The sequence below is a fragment of the Mesorhizobium sp. M2E.F.Ca.ET.209.01.1.1 genome (assembly GCF_004010375.2).
Taxonomy (GTDB): domain Bacteria; phylum Pseudomonadota; class Alphaproteobacteria; order Rhizobiales; family Rhizobiaceae; genus Mesorhizobium.
This window is the reverse complement of sequence record NZ_SADP02000034.1, coordinates 1-16994: the sequence shown is the minus strand read 5'-3', so window position 1 is coordinate 16994 and position 16994 is coordinate 1. Positions and strand designations below refer to the sequence as shown.

Sequence of the window (16994 nt, the reverse complement as noted above, 5' to 3'; positions counted from 1 at the left end):
CTTCCACGCGATCGGCGTTCATGTACCATAGGCGGTCTGGGGCGCAAGGGGCAGACCCGATGGCTGGACGTGGCCGGGGCGTGAGGGAGGGCGGGGAAACGACAGCTGGCGTCAGCGAGCGCCTGATGTTTGCTCATGCCGCGCCTGCCGAAGAACCGCCGGTTTCGCTTCCGGAACTCCATCCGCCCGCCGAGCTACCGCCGCCCGGTGGCGGTGCGCTGCAGCCAGCCTCGCCAACAGCCATCGTCGGCAGGATCCGAAAACAGCTTGGCACCGTTTCGCTTCCTGCGCTGCGCCGAAGCGTTGCCGTCGCTGCCGCCACGGAACTCGACCGCGGCGTCGGCTTCCTGCTGGTGCCGGTGTTTCTGGCCGCCGGCGTCATCTATTACTTCTCGCTGAGCACCGAGCCCGATCTCTATAGGCCGCTTGCGGCGGTGGCCCTGATGGCTCTTTGCGCGGCGGTGTCGCGCTCCTGGCAGAAAACGCATCTTGTCTTCATGGCATCGCTTTTCTGCGCGCTCGGGTTTCTCGCGGCCAAGGTGGAGACCTGGCGGATGGCGACCCCGATGCTGGGTTCCGAAATCCAGACACGGCTGACCGGCCGCCTGGTCACCGCCGAAGCGATGGCCAATGGCCGTGTGCGGCTGACCATCGACGTCATGTCCGCCGAGCATCCGACGCTGCGCTACGCGCCGGACCGCGTTCGGCTGTCGGCGCGCAGGATCCCGCCCGGCATGACGGCCGGGTCGATGCTCACCGGCTATGTCAAGCTGCTGCCGCCGACCGGCCCAGTTCGGCCGGACAGCTACGACTATTCCTTCGATAGCTATTTTGCCGGAATAGGTGGCAGCGGTTTTTTCCTGGGCGACCCGAAGCTGATTGCACCGACTCCGTCTGCGCCAACGGGGGTGCTGTTGGGCGCAAGCATTGCATCGGCCATAGAAAACGCGCGCGAAGGGATCGCCGACCACATCCGGAGCAGCATCGGCGGGTCCGAAGGCGAGATCGCGGCGGCGCTGATCGTCGGCGTGCGCGCCGGCATTCCGGAAGCGATCAACGAGTCGATGCGACGCACCGGCATCTACCACATTATCTCGATCTCCGGTCTGCACATGGCGCTGGTGGCCGGCACGATCATGTTCCTGCTGCGCGGCGCTTTCGCGCTGTTTCCGGATTTCTCGTCGCGCCGCCCGGTGAAGAAATACGCCGCTGCGATCGCGCTTGCCTCGATTGCCGCTTACCTCGTCATCTCCGGCATCGTGGTGGCGGCCGAACGGAGCTTCATCATGCTCGCCGTGATGCTGATCGCGGTGCTCTTTGACCGCGCGGCGCTGACGATGCGCAACCTGGCGATCTCGGCGATTGCCGTCATCCTTGTGTCGCCACATGAAGTGGTCGGCCCGAGCTTCCAGATGTCCTTCGCCGCCACCGCTGCCTTGGTCGGGGCCTATGCCGGCTTTGCCGACTATCGCGCCGGCAAAGCGACCGCGCCGCTGGCAAAGCATTCGTTCCTCGGATACCTGTCGCGAAAACTGGCGGTTGGCGTGGGTGGCGCCGCTGTAACCTCGCTCATTGCGGGCAGCGCGACATTGCTGTTTGCGATCTGGCATTTCCAACGCGTGTCGCCGCTCAGCCTGCTGGCCAACCTCGCGGTGATGCCGATCGTTTCGCTGATCGTCATGCCGTTCGCCGTGTTGAGCGCGCTCGCCATGCCGTTCGGCTTCGACGGTCCCTTCCTCTATGTGATGGGCAAGGGACTGACAGCGATGATTGCCATTTCGGCATGGATTTCCGAGCGCTCGCCGGTCGATGCCGTGGGATTGATCTCGATCCAGTCGGTGCTGCTGGCGACAATCGCGCTGGTCATCGCGACCATGGCCACCACCTGGCTAAGGCTCGCCGCTGTTCCCTTCGCCCTCGCCGCGCTGCTGGCGATCCCGCATGTGCGCACGCCGGATGTGCTGATCTCGGAGGATGCGCATCTGGTGGCGATGCCGATCGGCGGCGGCGAACTTGCCGTCAACCGCGAACGCTCCAACGAGTTCACCACCGACAATTGGAAGCGGGCGCTGAAAGCCGAGGAAATCGTGCCGCCGGAGACGTTTGCCAAAGACGCTCTCGACATCGCCGATCCTGTCGACCTGCCACCAGGATCGCCCTTCTATTGCACCGGTGACCTCTGCATCGGCCGGCACCCTTCCGGCGCGATCGTCGCGCTTGCCGAAAACCGCGACAGCGCCCGGCCTGCCTGCGGCTTTGCCGACCTCATCGTCATCAACGATGCGACGGCCTACAATCCCTGCTGGGATCCGCGTGTGCTTGTCGTCACCAAGCGCCAGCTGGCGCGTGACGGCAGCGCCGCCGTCTTCTTCGATCCACAATCGGCAACGGCCCGCCCAGCCATCCAATATGCCGTCGAAAAGCCATATCGGCCCTGGCACGAGCAGCGCAAATACTCGCGCGAGGCGAGGGGGCTGCCGCCTTATGAAAAGCCCTGAGAGGGCCAAGCCCTCGCAGCCGGATCAGTAGCGCCTGATCAGCCCGACGAGCTTGCCCTGCACCTTGACCCGATCCGGTCCGAAGATCCGGGTCTCGTAGGCCGGGTTGGCAGCCTCCAGCGCGATCGAGGCGCCCTTGCGGCGGAAGCGCTTGAGCGTCGCTTCCTCATCGTCGACCAGCGCCACAACGATCTCACCCGGGCTCGCCGTGCTGGCGTTACGGATGATGACGGTGTCGCCGTCGAAGATCCCGGCCTCGATCATCGAGTCGCCCTTGACCTCCAGCGCATAATGCTCGCCGCCCATGATCATGTCCGGCGGCACCGAGATCGAATGCGTCTGGTGCTGGATGGCGTCGATCGGAACACCGGCGGCGATTCGGCCCATCACCGGAATGGACACGGCCGAAACGGCGTCGTCGTCATTGCTCGGCGTCGGCGTACGCGAAGGCGCTGCCGGCTTGACCTGGCGGCTTAGATTGCCCTGGCCGCCCTGGATGACGCTTGGCGAAAATTTCCTTGCGGCATTCAGGCCGGGCGCGATCGAGTCGGGCAGCCGCAAGACCTCCAACGCGCGCGCCCGGTTTGGCAGCCGGCGAATGAAGCCGCGTTCTTCCAGCGCCGTGATCAGCCGGTGGATGCCGGACTTCGAGGCCAGGTCCAGCGCTTCCTTCATCTCGTCGAAGGATGGAGGAATCCCGCTCTCCTTCAGGCGTTCATGGATGAACATCAGGAGTTCATGTTGTTTGCGCGTCAGCATTGGCGGCCCCCATGGGTTCCGAAACCAGAATCAGAAAAACAAACCCAGAACAAACACTATCTGTTCCAGTTGTGTTCCGCAACCGTTTAAAGTTTAATGAATTTCTTAAGGCTGCCGAAAGAATGTTGCATCCGACGGTGCCCGGCCGCCGGCGGCTGGGCTGTGTCATTGATTCCGCTCGATTTTGCAATTCTCCTTAAGCTGAAATTGAGAGGCGACACCGTCGCTGAGGCACCGAGGGTTTCGCGTCGGCTCATTCATGCATGCACCGTACCGTGAACGAAACGAACCCAAAATGCCAACCTTGGCGACGATTCCGGCCCTCAGCCTTTGCCGTCTATGGACCAGCTAACACAGGACAGAAGGTTCTTGCCGTGCCGCTGACGGTGATGAGACAACTCCTCGGTCGCCTGAGGATGTAGCGGCACGGTTCGAAGCGGAGGCGGTAGCACAATGAGGGGAATTCCCGATCTTGCCGAGGTCGAGGCAATGGATGCCGCGGACCCGCTGCGCGCCCTGCGCGATCGCTTCGTTCTGCCGGAAGGGGTGATTTACCTCGACGGCAATTCGCTCGGCGCTGCTTCAATCAACGTCTTCAGCGAGATCGAGAAGTCAGCGAAGCAGGAATGGGCGCGGGATCTCATCCGCGCATGGAACACCGCCGGCTGGTTCGACATGCCTGTCCAGCTGGGCGACCGGCTCGGGCGTCTGATCGGCGCCGCGCCTGGCCAGACGGTGGTGTGCGACACAACCTCGATCAACATCTACAAGGTCCTGCATGCGGCGCTCGCGATGCGGCCCGAGCGCCCGGTGATCGTTGCCGAGGGCGACAGCTTCCCGACCGACCTCTATATGGCGGAAGGGGTGGCCTCGACGCGGCCCGGCACGGTGCTGCGGCTCGAAGGCGTCGATGCCCCGACGATCGAGGACCTGATCGACGACGATGTTGCCGTCATCCTGGTCAACCACGTCAACTACAAGTCCGGCCGGCTGCGCGACATGGCCGCCCTGACCCGCAAGGCCCATGACGCCGGTGCGCTGATCGTCTGGGACCTCTGCCACACGGCCGGCGCCCTGCCGGTCGATCTCGACGGCTCGAATGCCGATTTCGCGATCGGCTGCACCTACAAATATCTCAATGGCGGGCCGGGCGCGCCGGCCTTCATCTATGCCGCGACCCGCCACCATGGCGACATTAGCCAGCCGCTGAGCGGCTGGTGGGGGCATGCCAGGCCGTTCGCGTTCGAACAGGGTTATGCCGCCGGCTCAGGCATCCGGCGGTTCCTGTGCGGAACGCAGCCGGTGCTGTCGATGCGGGCGCTGAAAGGCGCGCTGGATCTTTGGGACGAAGTCGACCTGACGGCCGTGCGCGAGAAGAGCGTCGCGCTGACGGATCTGTTCATCCGCCTTGTCGAAGCTAGATGCGGCGCGTTGGGTCTCGAGCTGGAAGGCCCGCGCGACGGCGCCGAACGCGGCAGCCAGGTGTCGTTCGCCCATCCGCATGGCTACCAGGTGATGCGCGCCTTGATCGAGCGCGGCGTGATCGGCGATTTCCGAGCGCCGTCGACAGTCCGTTTCGGCTTCACGCCGCTCTATGTCGGCTACCGGGACGTCTGGGACGCCGTCGAGGTGCTGGAAGACATCCTGCGCACCGGCGCCTGGCAAGAGGCCCGCTATGCGGTCAAGGAGGCCGTCACGTGACTTCGAATGGCATGCCGAACAAAGACAACTCGAAATCGATCTGATCGCGGGAGGGGACGGTGCTGGGACACCGCATTGTCGACTGGGATGACGCCTACGCCAACGGCGCGAACATCGCCGGCGGCGACCGCTGGCCGGCTGCCTGGGACGGCCCGGCTCACGCATTTCGCGAAAAGTTGTTGGCGCAGAGCAGGGCGCGGCTCGACATCGTCTATGGCGAGGCGCCGCGCAACCGGTTCGATCTCTTCCTCCCGTCCGCCGTGCCGAGGGGGCTCGTGGTGTTCATCCACGGCGGCTACTGGATGGAGTCGCACAAGAACTCCTGGTCGCATCTGGCCGCCGGCGCTGTCGGTCGCGGCTTTGCCGTCGCCATGCCTTCCTATACGCTGTGCCCGCAGACCAGGATCAGCGGCATCGTCAATGAAATCGCGGCCGCGATCGGCAAGGCGGCGGCCATGGTCGACGGTCCGCTGATACTGAGCGGGCACTCGGCCGGCGGACATCTCGCCAGCCGCATGGTGACCGAGGGCTCGCCGCTGGGGCCCGGCGTGGCGCGGCGCATCCGTCAGGTCGTTTCGATTTCAGGCCTGCACGACCTCCGGCCGCTGATGTTCACCGCCCTGAACGAGACCCTGAATATCGACGAGCGGGAAGCGTTGAGCGAAAGCCCGGCTTTGCTGCGGCCCCGGCAGGGAGCCCGCATCACCTGTTGGGTCGGCGGCGGCGAGCGCTCGGAATTTCTTCGCCAGAGCGCATTGCTCGCCAACATCTGGACTGGGCTCGGTGCCGCCACCGGTTCAGTGGTCGAGCCGGATCGGCATCATTTCAACGTTGTCGATGGTCTCGCCGATCCGGACCATCCCCTGACGCGGATGCTGGTGGACGAATAATGATCGGCGTTGTCGATGTATCAGCGCAGCATAAGCACGCTGCATTCGGCGCCAATCTCCGCGGCCGGCGCGAAGGGCTCGCGCACGATCAGGCCGTTGGCGTCGGCGAGCATCCTGAGCATCGACGAGTCCTGGATGCCGAAGGGGGTCGCGACCAGCGTGCCGGAGTCATCGCGCACCACGGCGCGCACATAGTCCTGCCTGAGATCGTTGGCCTGCATCGCGGCGCCCAGCCGGGCCGTTCGCACGTCCTGCCTGAAATCGCGGCCGCCGAGCCGAGCAAGCAGCGGTTTCAGGAAGAGCTGCGAGCAGACGATGCTTGCCACCGGATTGCCGGGCAGGCCGATGCAGCGGATATTGCCAAGCCGGCCGAACATCAACGGTTTGCCGGGGCGCATGGCGATCTTCCAGAAGTCGAGCTGCATGCCTTCGCCCGTGAGCACGTCATGGATCAGGTCGTGGTCGCCGACAGAGGCGCCGCCGAGCGTGACGATGACGTCGGCGGCCGCCTCGACCGCTTTCCTGACCAGCGCGGCGATCGCTTCCTTGCGGTCGGCGGCGATGCCGAGATCGAGCGCCTGCGCGCCGACCGACTGCGCGGCGGCGGCAACGCCATAGGCATTGGAGGAAATGATCTGATCGGGGCCGAGCGTGCTGCCCGGCGGCAGCAATTCGTCTCCGGTGGCGATGATCGCGACCAGCGGGCGCCGCACGACATTCAGGCTCGGGTGGTTGGCAGAAGCCGCCAGCGAAAGCGCCGCCGCATCGAGCACGCGACCCTTGTCCAGCAGCACGTCGCCCTCGCCGAAATCGAGGCCACGGCGCCGGATGTTGCGTCCTGGTACGGTTGGTTCCGTTACTTCGACCTTGCGGTTGCCAAGGTCGCGGACGTTTTCCTGGATGACGACGGTGTCGGCGCCTTCAGGCAGCGGCGCGCCGGTGAAGATGCGAACCGCCTGGCCGTCGCCGACGGTTCCGGCAAAGCCGCGCCCGGCAGGTGCCATGCCTATCACTTCCAGCTGGGCTGGGACTGAGGCCACATCGGCGGAACGCGCGGCATAGCCGTCCATGGCCGAGGCGTTGAAGGGCGGCTGCGTGCGCAGTGCCACAACCGGCTGCGCCAGGACCCTATCGGCTGCTTCCGCCAGCGGAATGCTTTCAACGGGCAACGGTGCTGCGCCGTCGAGCAGGCGTTCGAGCGCTTCGGCGATCGGAACCAACGGCATCAGGAATCGGCCTTGTAGTCGCCCGACTTGCCGCCGGTTTTCTCGACCAGCCTTATGCCGGAAATCACCATGCCGCGATCCACCGCCTTGGCCATGTCGTAGATGGTGAGGCAGGTGACCGAGGCGGCGGTCAGCGCCTCCATCTCCACGCCGGTCTTGCCGGTGACGCGGGCTAGCGCCGTGACCTTGAGGCCGGGCAGCGCGCGGTCCGGCTCGATCTCGACGGCGACCTTGGTCAGAAGCAGCGGATGGCAAAGCGGGATCAGCTCATGCGTCTTCTTCGCAGCCATGATGCCGGCGATGCGGGCGGTGCTCAGAACATCGCCCTTCTTGGCGTCGCCGGCCAGGATCATCTCCAGCGTTTCAGGCCGCATGGTGACAAAACCTTCGGCGATTGCCGTGCGGGTCGTCTCAGCCTTGTCGCCGACATCGACCATGTTGGCTTCGCCCTTGGCGCCAAGATGGGTGAGGGCCATGCTCAGATGGCCTCGGCCGGCGCCTTGCCCGTCAGCAGAAGCTCGGTCGCCGCGGCCACGTCCGCCTGCCGCATCAGGCTCTCGCCGACGAGGAATGTACCGATCTTGCTCTTCTCCAGCCGGCGGCAATCCTGATGCGTGAAGATGCCGCTTTCGCTGACCAGCAGCCGGTCCGCCGGCACCATGGCGGCCAGACGCTCCGAAACATCGAGGCTGGTCGCGAAGGTTCTCAAATCGCGGTTGTTGATGCCGATCAGCCGCGACGACAAGGTAAGCGCGCGCCGCATTTCCTTTTCGTCATGCACCTCGATCAGCGCGTCCATGCCGAGCTCGAAGGCGGTCGCTTCCAATTCCCTGGCCAGCGCGTCGTCGACGCTAGCCATGATGATCAGGATCGCGTCCGCGCCCCAGGCGCGCGCTTCGTGGACCTGATAGGTGTCGAAGAGAAAATCCTTGCGCAGGGCCGGCAGGCGCACGGCTGCCCGCGCGGCCGTCAGGAATTCCGGCGCGCCCTGGAAAGACGGTGCGTCGGTCAGCACCGAAAGGCAGGCGGCGCCGCCCTTCTGATAGGCCTTGGCGAGCGCCGGCGGATCGAAATCGGCGCGGATCAGGCCCTTGGAAGGGCTGGCCTTCTTGATTTCGGCGATCAGCGCGAAGTTCCCGGACCTGCGCTTTGCCTCCAGGGCCGCGAGAAAGCCGCGCGGCGCGTCTGCGTCCTTCGCACGCGCCTTGATTTCGGCCAGAGGCACGCGCCCCTTTGCCGCGGCGATCTCTTCGCGCTTATAGGCTTCGATCTTGCGCAGGATGTCCGACAAGGCCTTATCCGTTCGAAATCTCGACAAGCTTGTCCAGCACCGCAAGAGCGCGGCCACTGTCGATCGCTTGCGCTGCCGCCGCGATACCGTCGGCAAGCGTCGTCGCCTTGCCGGCCACAACCAGACCGGCGCCGGCGTTCATCAGCACCGTGTCGCGATAGGCGCCGGCGGCGCCACCCAACATATCGCGCAATTGCTTGGCATTATAGGCTGCGTCGCCGCCGCGCAGCTCTTCCTTGGTGTGCCGCTTCAGCCCGAAGGCTTCCGGCGTCAGGGTGAAGGTGCGGATCTCGCCGCCGGCAAGCTCCGCAACCTGGGTCTCGCCCGTGGTTGTGATCTCGTCATAGCCATCGCCATGGACGACCCAGGCGTGCTCGGCGCCCAGCGCCTTCAGCGTCTCGGCCACCGGCATGATCCATTCCGGCAGGAAGACGCCGACCATCTGGCGGCTGACGCCGGCGGGGTTCGACAGCGGTCCAAGCAGATTGAAGATGGTGCGCGTGCCGAGCTCGACGCGGGTCGGCCCGACATGCTTCATCGCCGGATGATGCGCCGGCGCGAACATGAAGCCGACACCGGCTTCGTGAATGCAGCGGCCGATCATCTCCGGCGAGATATCGATCTTGACGCCCAGCGCCGTCAGCACATCGGCGGAGCCGGTCAGCGAGGACAGGCCGCGATTGCCATGCTTGGCGACCGGCACGCCGGCGGCGGCGATGACGAAGGCCGAAGCGGTCGAGATGTTGACCGAGTGCGAATTGTCGCCGCCGGTGCCGACGATGTCGATGGCGCCGTGCGGTGCCTCGACACGCAGCATCTTGGCGCGCATCGTGGCGACCGCGCCGGATATCTCGCCTACCGTCTCGCCACGCACGCGCAGCGCCATCAGGAAGCCGCCGATCTGGCCGGGCGTCGCGTCGCCCGACATGATGATGTCGAACGCCTCGCGCGCCTCTTCGAAAGACAGCGCGGTGCCGGTCGCGACCTTGGCTATGTGTGTCTTCAGCGCGCTCATCGTGTCTGTGCTTGCGAAACGGCGTTCGGATCGACGCGGACGTTGTATTGCGACTGAAGCTGCGCCACCAGCTGGTCGAGCAGGTCGTCGGACATGCCGGCGCCGAAGGATTTCTGCGCCTCGTCCGGCACGGTGCTGCCGTCGGCGCCAGCCGGCTCGAAGACCTCGGCGACCTTGAACAGGATCTGGCCGTCGCCGGTGGGCGAGGGGATCAGGCCGGTGCCGCCTTCGCCGACGCCGAACATGGCGGCGGCACCCTCCTTGCCGAAATCGGCATCGTCGGCTTCGCGCTTCAAGCCGCGCTTGGTCTGTTTGTCGAGCTTGAGCTCGCCTGCGATGACGCCGAGCGTGGTGCCGGCCTTGAGGCGCTTCTCGAGCTCCTGCGCCTTCTGGTCGAGCCGCTTTTCGGTCTCGGCTTCCGTCCAGTCGGCCACGACCTTCTTGCGGACCTCGTCCAGCGTGCGGTCGCGCGCCGGCGTGATCGACTGCACCTCGTAGAAGACGAAACCGTTGTCGGCGGTCGTCAGGGCTTCATTCTCGGTGTTGGGCTCGGCCGCGAACACCGCCTTGATGAGATCGGCCGATTGCGGCAGGTCGTTGACAACAGTGCCGTCCGGCCGCTGGCCGGTGCGGTCGATAGCGTCGATGGTGACGACCTTAAGCTTCAGCTTGTCGGCGGCCTGCGCGAGCGAGGCGCCCGAGGCGCGGGTGTCCTCGTAGCTGTCATGCACGTCGAGCAGGATGCGGCTTGCCTCGCCGAGCGCCAGGTCCTTGCGGATCTGGTCGGACACTTCCGAAAGCGGTTTCACGACCTGCGGCTTGATCTCGGTGACGCGCAGGAGCACGGGACCGAAGGCGCCCTGGACGACCTGGCTTACCTCGTTGGCATTGAGCGAGAAGGCCGCGTCGGCAACTGCCTTGTCGGCGATCTTGTCCTTGGACAGCGTGCCGAGCAGCGTGTCGGCCTGCGTCTTGCCTTCGGCGGTGACGAGCTTGTCGAAGGTGGCGCCAGCCTTCAGCGAATCCAAAGCCGCCTTGGCCGCATCCGGCGTCTTGAACACCAGTTGCTCGATGGTGCGCATCTCGGGCGTCGTGTAGCGCGCGACATTCTTCTTATAGTCGTCGCTGACCTGCTGGTCGGTCACCGCGGACGGATCCATGATGTCCTGCGGTTCGAGCCGGACATAGGAGAACTTGCGGTATTCCGGCGCGGCGTAGTTCTTCTTGTTGGCGTCGAAATAGGCGTTGAGGGCGCTATCGGACGGCGCCTCGATCGGCTGCACAAGCGTCTTGGGCAGCACGAGGTAGTCGATCGTGCGATCCTCGCCGCGATAGAGCGAGACCGCCTTCAAGAAGGTCTGCGGAACCTTGAGGCCGTCGGAGATCGCCTCGACGATCTGCTGGCGCACGGCCACCTGCGAACGGTTCCTGAGATAGTCCTCCGGCCGCATGTCGAGCTGGCGAAGGAGATACTCGAAGGTGCGGCGATCGAACTGGCCGCTGGGGCCCTTGAAGGCCGGATCCTCGCGCGTCAGCTCCGCCAGCCGGTCCTTGGAAAGGCCGAGGCCCAGCTTGCGCGCCTGTTCATCGAGCACGGCGCCCGAAACGAGCTGCGCCAGCACCTGATTGTCGACGCCGAGCAGCTTGGCCTGTTCCTGGGTAACGCGCTGGCCATATTGCTGGGAAAGCAGGCTGAGCTGGCGATTATAGGCCAGGCGGTACTCGTTGATCGAGACCTCGGTGCCGCCGGCGGTGATCACCGCGTGATGGCCGCCCAGCACGCCACCCACCATGCGTGTGGTGGCGCCCCAGGCGAGGAAACTCACCACCAGCAAGGACAGCAACGCCTTCGCGACCCAGGTGCCCGCCGCGCTTCTCAATATACCAAGCATGCATACTTCCGAGTTTTGCGCATTTTCGCATGCGCCGAGTTTGAAACAAGCGCAATAGCGCCCTTCCGGTCCACTGTCGATTGCTTTGTGACCTGATTTTGGTAGTGAGGGCGCTGCTTAATGTCGCTCGGAGAACGCGTCCCATGACCCCTGGAATCCGCCCGCTTGTCGCCGGCAACTGGAAAATGAACGGCACCAGCGCCTCGCTCAACGAGCTGCGGTCGATCGGCAACGGGTTCATGAGCGGACTCGACGCCGAGACCGAAGCGGTGGTGTGCGTGCCGGCGACGTTGCTCCAGCGCGCGGCCGAGATCCTGTCGCGCACGCCGGTGCGGGCCGGCGGAGAGGATTGCCATCCCAAGGAAAGCGGCGCGTTTACCGGCGAGATTTCCGCCGAGATGCTGAAGGATGCCGGCGCGAGCCACGTCATTGTCGGCCATTCCGAGCGCCGCGAACTGTTCGGTGAGGACGACGCGATGGTCCATGCCAAGGCTTCGGCCGCCTGGCGGGCAGGGCTGGTGGCCATCATCTGCATCGGCGAGACGCGCGCCGAACGCGAGGCGGGCGCCACGCTCGATATATTGTCGCGTCAGCTCGAGGGCTCCGTCCCGAGCAGCGCCACCGCGGCGAACACCATCATCGCCTATGAGCCGGTGTGGGCGATCGGCACCGGCCTGACCCCGACGGCGGCCGACGTCGCCGAGGCGCATGCGCATATCCGCGGCAAGCTGACCGGCTTGCTCGGCGATGCCGCGGCCAGGATGCGCATTCTCTATGGCGGCTCGGTCAAGCCGTCCAACGCGGTGGAACTGCTCGGCGTGGAGAATGTGGATGGCGCGCTGGTCGGTGGCGCCAGCCTGAAGGCGGCCGACTTCCTCGCTATCGCGGAAGCCTACATGAACATTGCCTAGAGACCGTCGCCCGGGCTTCCGCGGCATAAATCGTTGTATTGGCCGCATTGCTTCCCATATTCCCGGCCACGGGCTTGGAAATGCCGCCAAAGCATTGTAAGGAGCCGCCTCCAAAACACCGGTCGTATGCGCGGCCGCGCAAGGCCTCGCCAGGATAAATTATGGAAACCGTACTGATCGTCATCCACCTCATGGTCGTGCTCGCCCTTGTCGGCGTGGTGCTGCTGCAGCGCTCCGAAGGCGGCGGCCTGGGCATCGGCGGCGGTTCCGGTTTCATGACCGCGCGAGGTGCTGCGAATGCGCTGACTCGCGCGACGGCGATCCTGGCGGCTGCGTTCTTCGTGACATCGCTGGCGCTGTCGATCCTTGCCCGCTACGGCGAGAAGCCGATCGACATTCTCGACCGTCCGGCGACGTCGAGCCAGGGCAGCGGCGTGCTCAACCAGCTGCCGGGTTCCAATGGACCGGTGGGCACCTCCAAGCCCGCGGCTCCGGCCAGCGGCACGGCTCCCGCGGCTCCGTCGGGCGGTACGACGACCACGACGCCTCTTGCCAACGGCAGCACTGCGCCTGCGCCGGCTCCGGCGACAACGCCTGCTCCGGCTGCGCCGGCGCCGGCAACCAACGGCGTCACACTGCCGGTCACCCCGCAGGTTCCGAACCAATAGCCGGCCAAGGACCGGGCCGCGACCTGTTGTTCTTTGAACACAGTCGCGGCAAATGCGCGTCCGATCACAAAGATTCAACTGGGCGTGGCGCCTGCCTCAGCTTGAGGCGGTGACGGCTAATCGATTATAGATTGCGCGCGGCACATTATCGGCGTCCTTGGGGGGCGCCGGGCGACGCCGTGGGCAACTTGCTTTTGAACAATCGGATCTTCGCCATGCAGCTTCGCAGCTTCATCCTCCTGGGAGTCTGTGCCGTCCTCGGCATGGGTTCCGCGGCCTTTGCCGGACCGGCAAATCTGGCCACTTCCCCGTCGGTAGAGACGACCGACGCAATTCCAGTCGTCGCCGCCAAGAGCGACGCATCGCAGCTGAGGCTTCTCAAGAAGAAGAAAAATCCAACCTCGGACGACCTTGCGCAGATCAGCAAGCTCGAGGCCAAGATCGCGGCCGACAAGGAGGCCGCCAAGGAAAAGGCGCTCGAGGCTCGCAAGCTGGCGATGCGGGAAGCGGCGAAGGCCAAGGCGGACGCAGCGCGCCAGGAATGGATCGCCAAGAAGGGTGGCGGGGCGGCCGCATCTGAAGTCGCCGACGCCAAACCGGCCAAGAAGACCACCAATATCCTCGCGCCGCTGGAGCCGATAGCGCCGCTCGGTCAGGTCAAGGCCGAAGAGCCGATCCCCGCCGAAGCCATGAACATCACCGCCACCGGCAACAATGGCGAGTTGCGCAGCGAGCAACCCGGGCAGAAGCAGACGAGCAGCGGCGGGCTGTTCGCAGGCCTCTTCGGCGGTGCCTCGGTGTCTTCGATCAGCTATCTGCCAGAGACCCGCGCACTTGATTCGGCGCTAGCCAAAAAGGACGCCAAGCGGCCCTTCAAGGTAAAGCCGGAATTCGTGCCGCAGGACGTCACGTTCACAGGCTATGAGCCGGGCACCATCGTCATCGACACCAGCGCTCGCCGCCTCTACCTCGTCGAGTCGTTTTCCACTGCCCGCCGCTACGCCATCGCGGTTGGCCGCGAAGGCCTGCAGTTCAAGGGCACGGTGGCGGTCGGCGACAAGCAGGAATGGCCGCGCTGGATCCCGACGCTCGACATGCAGAAGCGCGAGCCGAAGCATTACGGCCAGTACAAGGACGGCATGCCCGGCGGCGGCGAGAACCCGCTCGGCGCGCGCGCCATCTATCTCTATGACGGTAAGAAGGACACGCATCTGCGCATCCACGGCACGATCGCGCCGAACTCGATCGGAACCAGCGCCTCCAACGGCTGCTTCCGCATGATCAACGAGCACGTCATGGACCTCTACAGCCGCGTCAAGATCGGCACCAAGGTCGTCATCATCTGACGTTTTTCATCGTACTGCCGAAAGGGCCGGCACCGCCGGCCCTTTTGTTTTGACTGAATCCAAGGCTGTTCCTTGTGGAGCATGATCTTTCCCGAAAACCGGTTTCCACTTTTCGGGATCATGCTCTGGAGGCACCCGCGCCATTTTGGGAAAAAGCCTTCGCGGCGGTTTTTTCTCTGGCGGAATCAATCAGGCCGCGTTAAGCGATGACTCCCATGGCGCGATATGTATTCATCACAGGCGGCGTGGTTTCCTCACTCGGAAAAGGCATCGCCGCAGCAGCTCTTGGGGCTCTCCTGCAGGCGCGAGGCTATCGCGCGCGGATCAAAAAGCTCGATCCCTACCTCAATGTCGACCCCGGAACGATGTCGCCGTACCAGCATGGCGAAGTGTTCGTGACGGATGACGGCGCCGAGACCGATCTCGATCTCGGCCATTACGAGCGCTTCACCGGGCGCTCGGCCAACCAGCAGGACAACATCACCACCGGCCGCATCTACAAGAACATCATCGAGCGCGAGCGGCGCGGCGACTATCTCGGCGCGACCGTGCAGGTGATCCCGCACGTCACCGACGAGATCAAGCATTTCGTGCTGGACGGCAATGACGACTACGACTTCGTGCTGTGCGAGATCGGCGGCACTGTCGGCGACATCGAGGCGATGCCGTTCCTGGAAGCTATACGCCAGCTCGGCAACGACCTGCCGCGCAACAATGCGGTCTATGTGCATCTGACGCTGATGCCGTACATCCCGACCGCCGGCGAATTGAAGACCAAGCCGACGCAGCATTCGGTCAAGGAATTGCGCGGCATCGGCATTGCGCCTGATATCCTTCTGGTGCGCGCCGACCGGCCGATCCCGAAGGAAGAACGCCGCAAGCTTTCGCTGTTCTGCAACGTGCGCGAAAGCGCCGTCATCCAGGCGCTGGACGTGCCGCACATCTACGACGTGCCGATGGCCTATCACCAGGAAGGGCTTGATTCCGAGGTGCTCGCCGCCTTCGGCATCGATCCGGCGCCGAAGCCGCGCATGGAGCCGTGGCAGGCGCTGTCCAGGCGCATCCACAATCCGGAAGGCGAGGTAACCATCGCCGTCGTCGGCAAGTATACCGGCCTCAAGGATGCCTATAAGTCGCTGATCGAAGCGCTGTCGCATGGCGGCCTGGCCAACCACGTCAAGGTCAAGCTCGACTGGATCGAGAGCGAGATCTTCGAGAAGGAGGATCCCGCTCCCTGGCTGGAAAAGGTGCATGGCATCCTCGTTCCCGGCGGCTTTGGCGAGCGCGGCTCCGAGGGCAAGATCCTGGCCGCCAAGTTCGCGCGTGAGCGGAAAGTGCCTTATTTCGGCATCTGCTTCGGCATGCAGATGGCGTGCATCGAGGCGGCACGCTCGCTGGCTGGCGTCGATCACGCGTCGTCGACCGAGTTCGGCCCGACAGACGAGCCGGTCGTCGGCCTGATGACCGAATGGCTGAAAGGCAACATGCTGGAGAAGCGCCGTGCCACGGGTGATCTCGGCGGCACAATGCGGCTCGGCGCCTACCAGGCCGAACTCGCCAAGGGCTCGAAAATCGCCGACATTTACGGCGACACGCAGATTTCCGAGCGCCACCGGCACCGCTACGAGGTCAATGTCGACTACAAGCAGCGGCTGGAAGATTGCGGCCTGGTCTTCGCCGGCATGTCGCCCGACGGCGTGCTGCCGGAGACGGTCGAATATCCCGACCATCCCTGGTTCATCGGCGTGCAATACCACCCTGAACTGAAGAGCCGGCCGCTTGAGCCGCACCCGCTGTTCGCCAGCTTCATCTCGGCGGCAGTGGACCAGTCGCGCCTGGTTTAGGATGTGTTGATACTCAGGTGAGGCCGGCCTGCAAATGGCGGCTTCCTGCGCTTCCGGCCTACGCCGGCCGAAGCGTTCATGGTAGTGACGAGGGAGTAAGACAAGGCTTCGGCCGGCGTAGGCCGGTTCTCGGAACCCACCCAGTTTGGTCGCTTCGCGCCCGTCTTCGACTCCGGCTCGGCCTGACCTGAATCTCAACACATCCCGCTCCATCCAGCGAGCCGGCCGTGCGGACCCATCATGCAAACCTATGTCGCGCTGCTCTACAGCATTGGCCTCGGCGAAGGCCGGCGCCTCGTCATGTCGGACTTCAAGGCGATGGCCGAGGGCCTCGGCTTCAACAATGTCCGCACGCTGGTGTCGACCGGCAACCTGGTCTTCGAGGCGCGGGCAGGCGAAATTTCGAAACTTGAGCGTCGTCTGGAAAAGGCCTTCGAGAAAACTTTCGGCCGCCATGTCGATATTATCGTGCGCCGCGCAGAGGATTGGTTGAAGCTTGCGGCGTCCAATCCATTCCCTGCCGAATCGGCGGAAGCCGGCGACCAGGTCGCGATTCGGGTGATGCGCCAGCCTGTCGCCGACGAAGCGCTATCGGGACTTCAGGCTCGCGCGGCCGATGATGAGAAGGTGCTTTTGGTCGACGGCGATATCTGGCTGGTCTTTTCGCGCCAGCGGCCGAGCTCGCGGCTGCTCGCCGCCGCCAATCACAAGCGCCTAGGCGTCGGAACGTCGCGCAACTGGAACACGGTGCGCAGGCTGGCGGAGATGGTCGGCGGGGCCGGATGAGGGGTGTTCCAGGGAAAGCCAACGCCTCACTCCGTTGGAACACCCCTTGTGTGTTTGGAATCGTGCATGTTGAGGGTGCCACGGACCAGGTGTTTGCCTGATCCGTGGCGGCGATCGAGAGCCCGTCACCCCTCAGGTAGCCTAAACCGTGGATGAGCTGGGGCCCG

At 64.8% G+C, this 16994-nt stretch carries 14 protein-coding genes; 8 read left to right on the top strand and 6 right to left on the bottom strand.

The features are described 5' to 3' along the window. Positions 1-59: 59 nt before the first annotated feature. Positions 60-2498, top strand: coding sequence for a ComEC/Rec2 family competence protein (locus EN852_RS33260; protein ID WP_127880009.1), 2439 nt, complete (start codon positions 60-62; stop codon positions 2496-2498). Positions 2499-2522: 24 nt separating this feature from the next. On the opposite strand, the gene lexA is transcribed toward EN852_RS33260, so the two are convergent. Next, positions 2523-3257 (bottom strand): transcriptional repressor LexA, encoded by a 735-nt coding sequence (lexA, locus tag EN852_RS33255; protein ID WP_127863933.1) that lies wholly within the window; start codon positions 3255-3257, stop codon positions 2523-2525. A gap of 453 nt (positions 3258-3710) precedes the next feature. Between lexA and kynU the strand changes: the two genes are divergently transcribed. Together kynU and EN852_RS33245 are read left to right on the top strand one after the other, a co-directional pair. Then, the gene (kynU, locus tag EN852_RS33250; protein ID WP_127880008.1) at positions 3711-4958 is read left to right on the top strand and encodes a kynureninase; all 1248 of its coding nucleotides are present in this window, start codon (positions 3711-3713) and stop codon (positions 4956-4958) included. A 59-nt stretch (positions 4959-5017) separates the two neighbouring features. Then, entirely contained in the window at positions 5018-5848 is an 831-nt protein-coding gene (locus EN852_RS33245; protein ID WP_127880007.1) for an alpha/beta hydrolase, read from the top strand. Positions 5849-5868: 20 nt separating this feature from the next. Here EN852_RS33245 and glp read toward each other — a convergent pair whose 3' ends face one another. Genes glp through EN852_RS33220 form a run of 5 tightly spaced genes read right to left on the bottom strand, consistent with a single transcriptional unit; the run spans position 5869 to position 11272 of the window. Then, positions 5869-7074, bottom strand: a complete 1206-nt coding sequence (gene glp / locus EN852_RS33240; protein ID WP_127880006.1) for a gephyrin-like molybdotransferase Glp — start codon at positions 7072-7074, stop codon at positions 5869-5871. Continuing rightward, positions 7074-7556: a cyclic pyranopterin monophosphate synthase MoaC gene (gene moaC / locus EN852_RS33235; RefSeq protein WP_127880039.1), complete on the bottom strand. Its 483-nt coding sequence runs from the start codon at positions 7554-7556 to the stop codon at positions 7074-7076. Before moaC ends, glp begins: the two co-directional genes overlap by 1 nt. Then, positions 7553-8365 carry an indole-3-glycerol phosphate synthase TrpC gene (gene trpC, locus EN852_RS33230; protein ID WP_127880005.1) on the bottom strand — a complete coding sequence of 271 codons (813 nt, stop codon included), beginning with the start codon at positions 8363-8365 and terminating at the stop codon, positions 7553-7555. Before trpC ends, moaC begins: the two co-directional genes overlap by 4 nt. Before the next feature lie 4 nt (positions 8366-8369). Then, complete coding sequence (gene trpD / locus EN852_RS33225) at positions 8370-9380, bottom strand: anthranilate phosphoribosyltransferase (protein ID WP_127880004.1); 1011 nt, start codon at positions 9378-9380, stop codon at positions 8370-8372. Then, positions 9377-11272 carry a peptidyl-prolyl cis-trans isomerase gene (locus EN852_RS33220; RefSeq protein WP_127880003.1) on the bottom strand — a complete coding sequence of 632 codons (1896 nt, stop codon included), beginning with the start codon at positions 11270-11272 and terminating at the stop codon, positions 9377-9379. The genes trpD and EN852_RS33220 overlap by 4 nt, the downstream gene beginning before the upstream one ends. A gap of 143 nt (positions 11273-11415) precedes the next feature. Here EN852_RS33220 and tpiA point away from each other — a divergent pair, with 143 nt between their 5' ends. The 5 genes from tpiA to EN852_RS33195 all read left to right on the top strand — a co-directional run bounded on the left by tpiA (position 11416) and on the right by EN852_RS33195 (position 16827). Then, positions 11416-12183 carry a triose-phosphate isomerase gene (tpiA, locus tag EN852_RS33215; RefSeq protein ID WP_127880002.1) on the top strand — a complete coding sequence of 256 codons (768 nt, stop codon included), beginning with the start codon at positions 11416-11418 and terminating at the stop codon, positions 12181-12183. Between the two features lie 161 nt (positions 12184-12344). Beyond that, complete coding sequence (gene secG / locus EN852_RS33210) at positions 12345-12851, top strand: preprotein translocase subunit SecG (RefSeq protein ID WP_127880001.1); 507 nt, start codon at positions 12345-12347, stop codon at positions 12849-12851. A 215-nt stretch (positions 12852-13066) separates the two neighbouring features. Then, a complete protein-coding gene (locus EN852_RS33205; protein WP_127880000.1) occupies positions 13067-14197 on the top strand; it encodes a L,D-transpeptidase in 1131 nt (376 codons plus the stop codon). 206 nt (positions 14198-14403) lie between these two features. Continuing rightward, positions 14404-16041 (top strand): CTP synthase, encoded by a 1638-nt coding sequence (locus EN852_RS33200; protein ID WP_127879999.1) that lies wholly within the window; start codon positions 14404-14406, stop codon positions 16039-16041. 240 nt (positions 16042-16281) lie between these two features. Then, on the top strand, positions 16282-16827 hold the full coding sequence (locus EN852_RS33195) for a DUF1697 domain-containing protein (protein ID WP_127879998.1): 546 nt from the start codon (positions 16282-16284) through the stop codon (positions 16825-16827). The last annotated feature ends 167 nt before the right edge of the window (positions 16828-16994 follow it).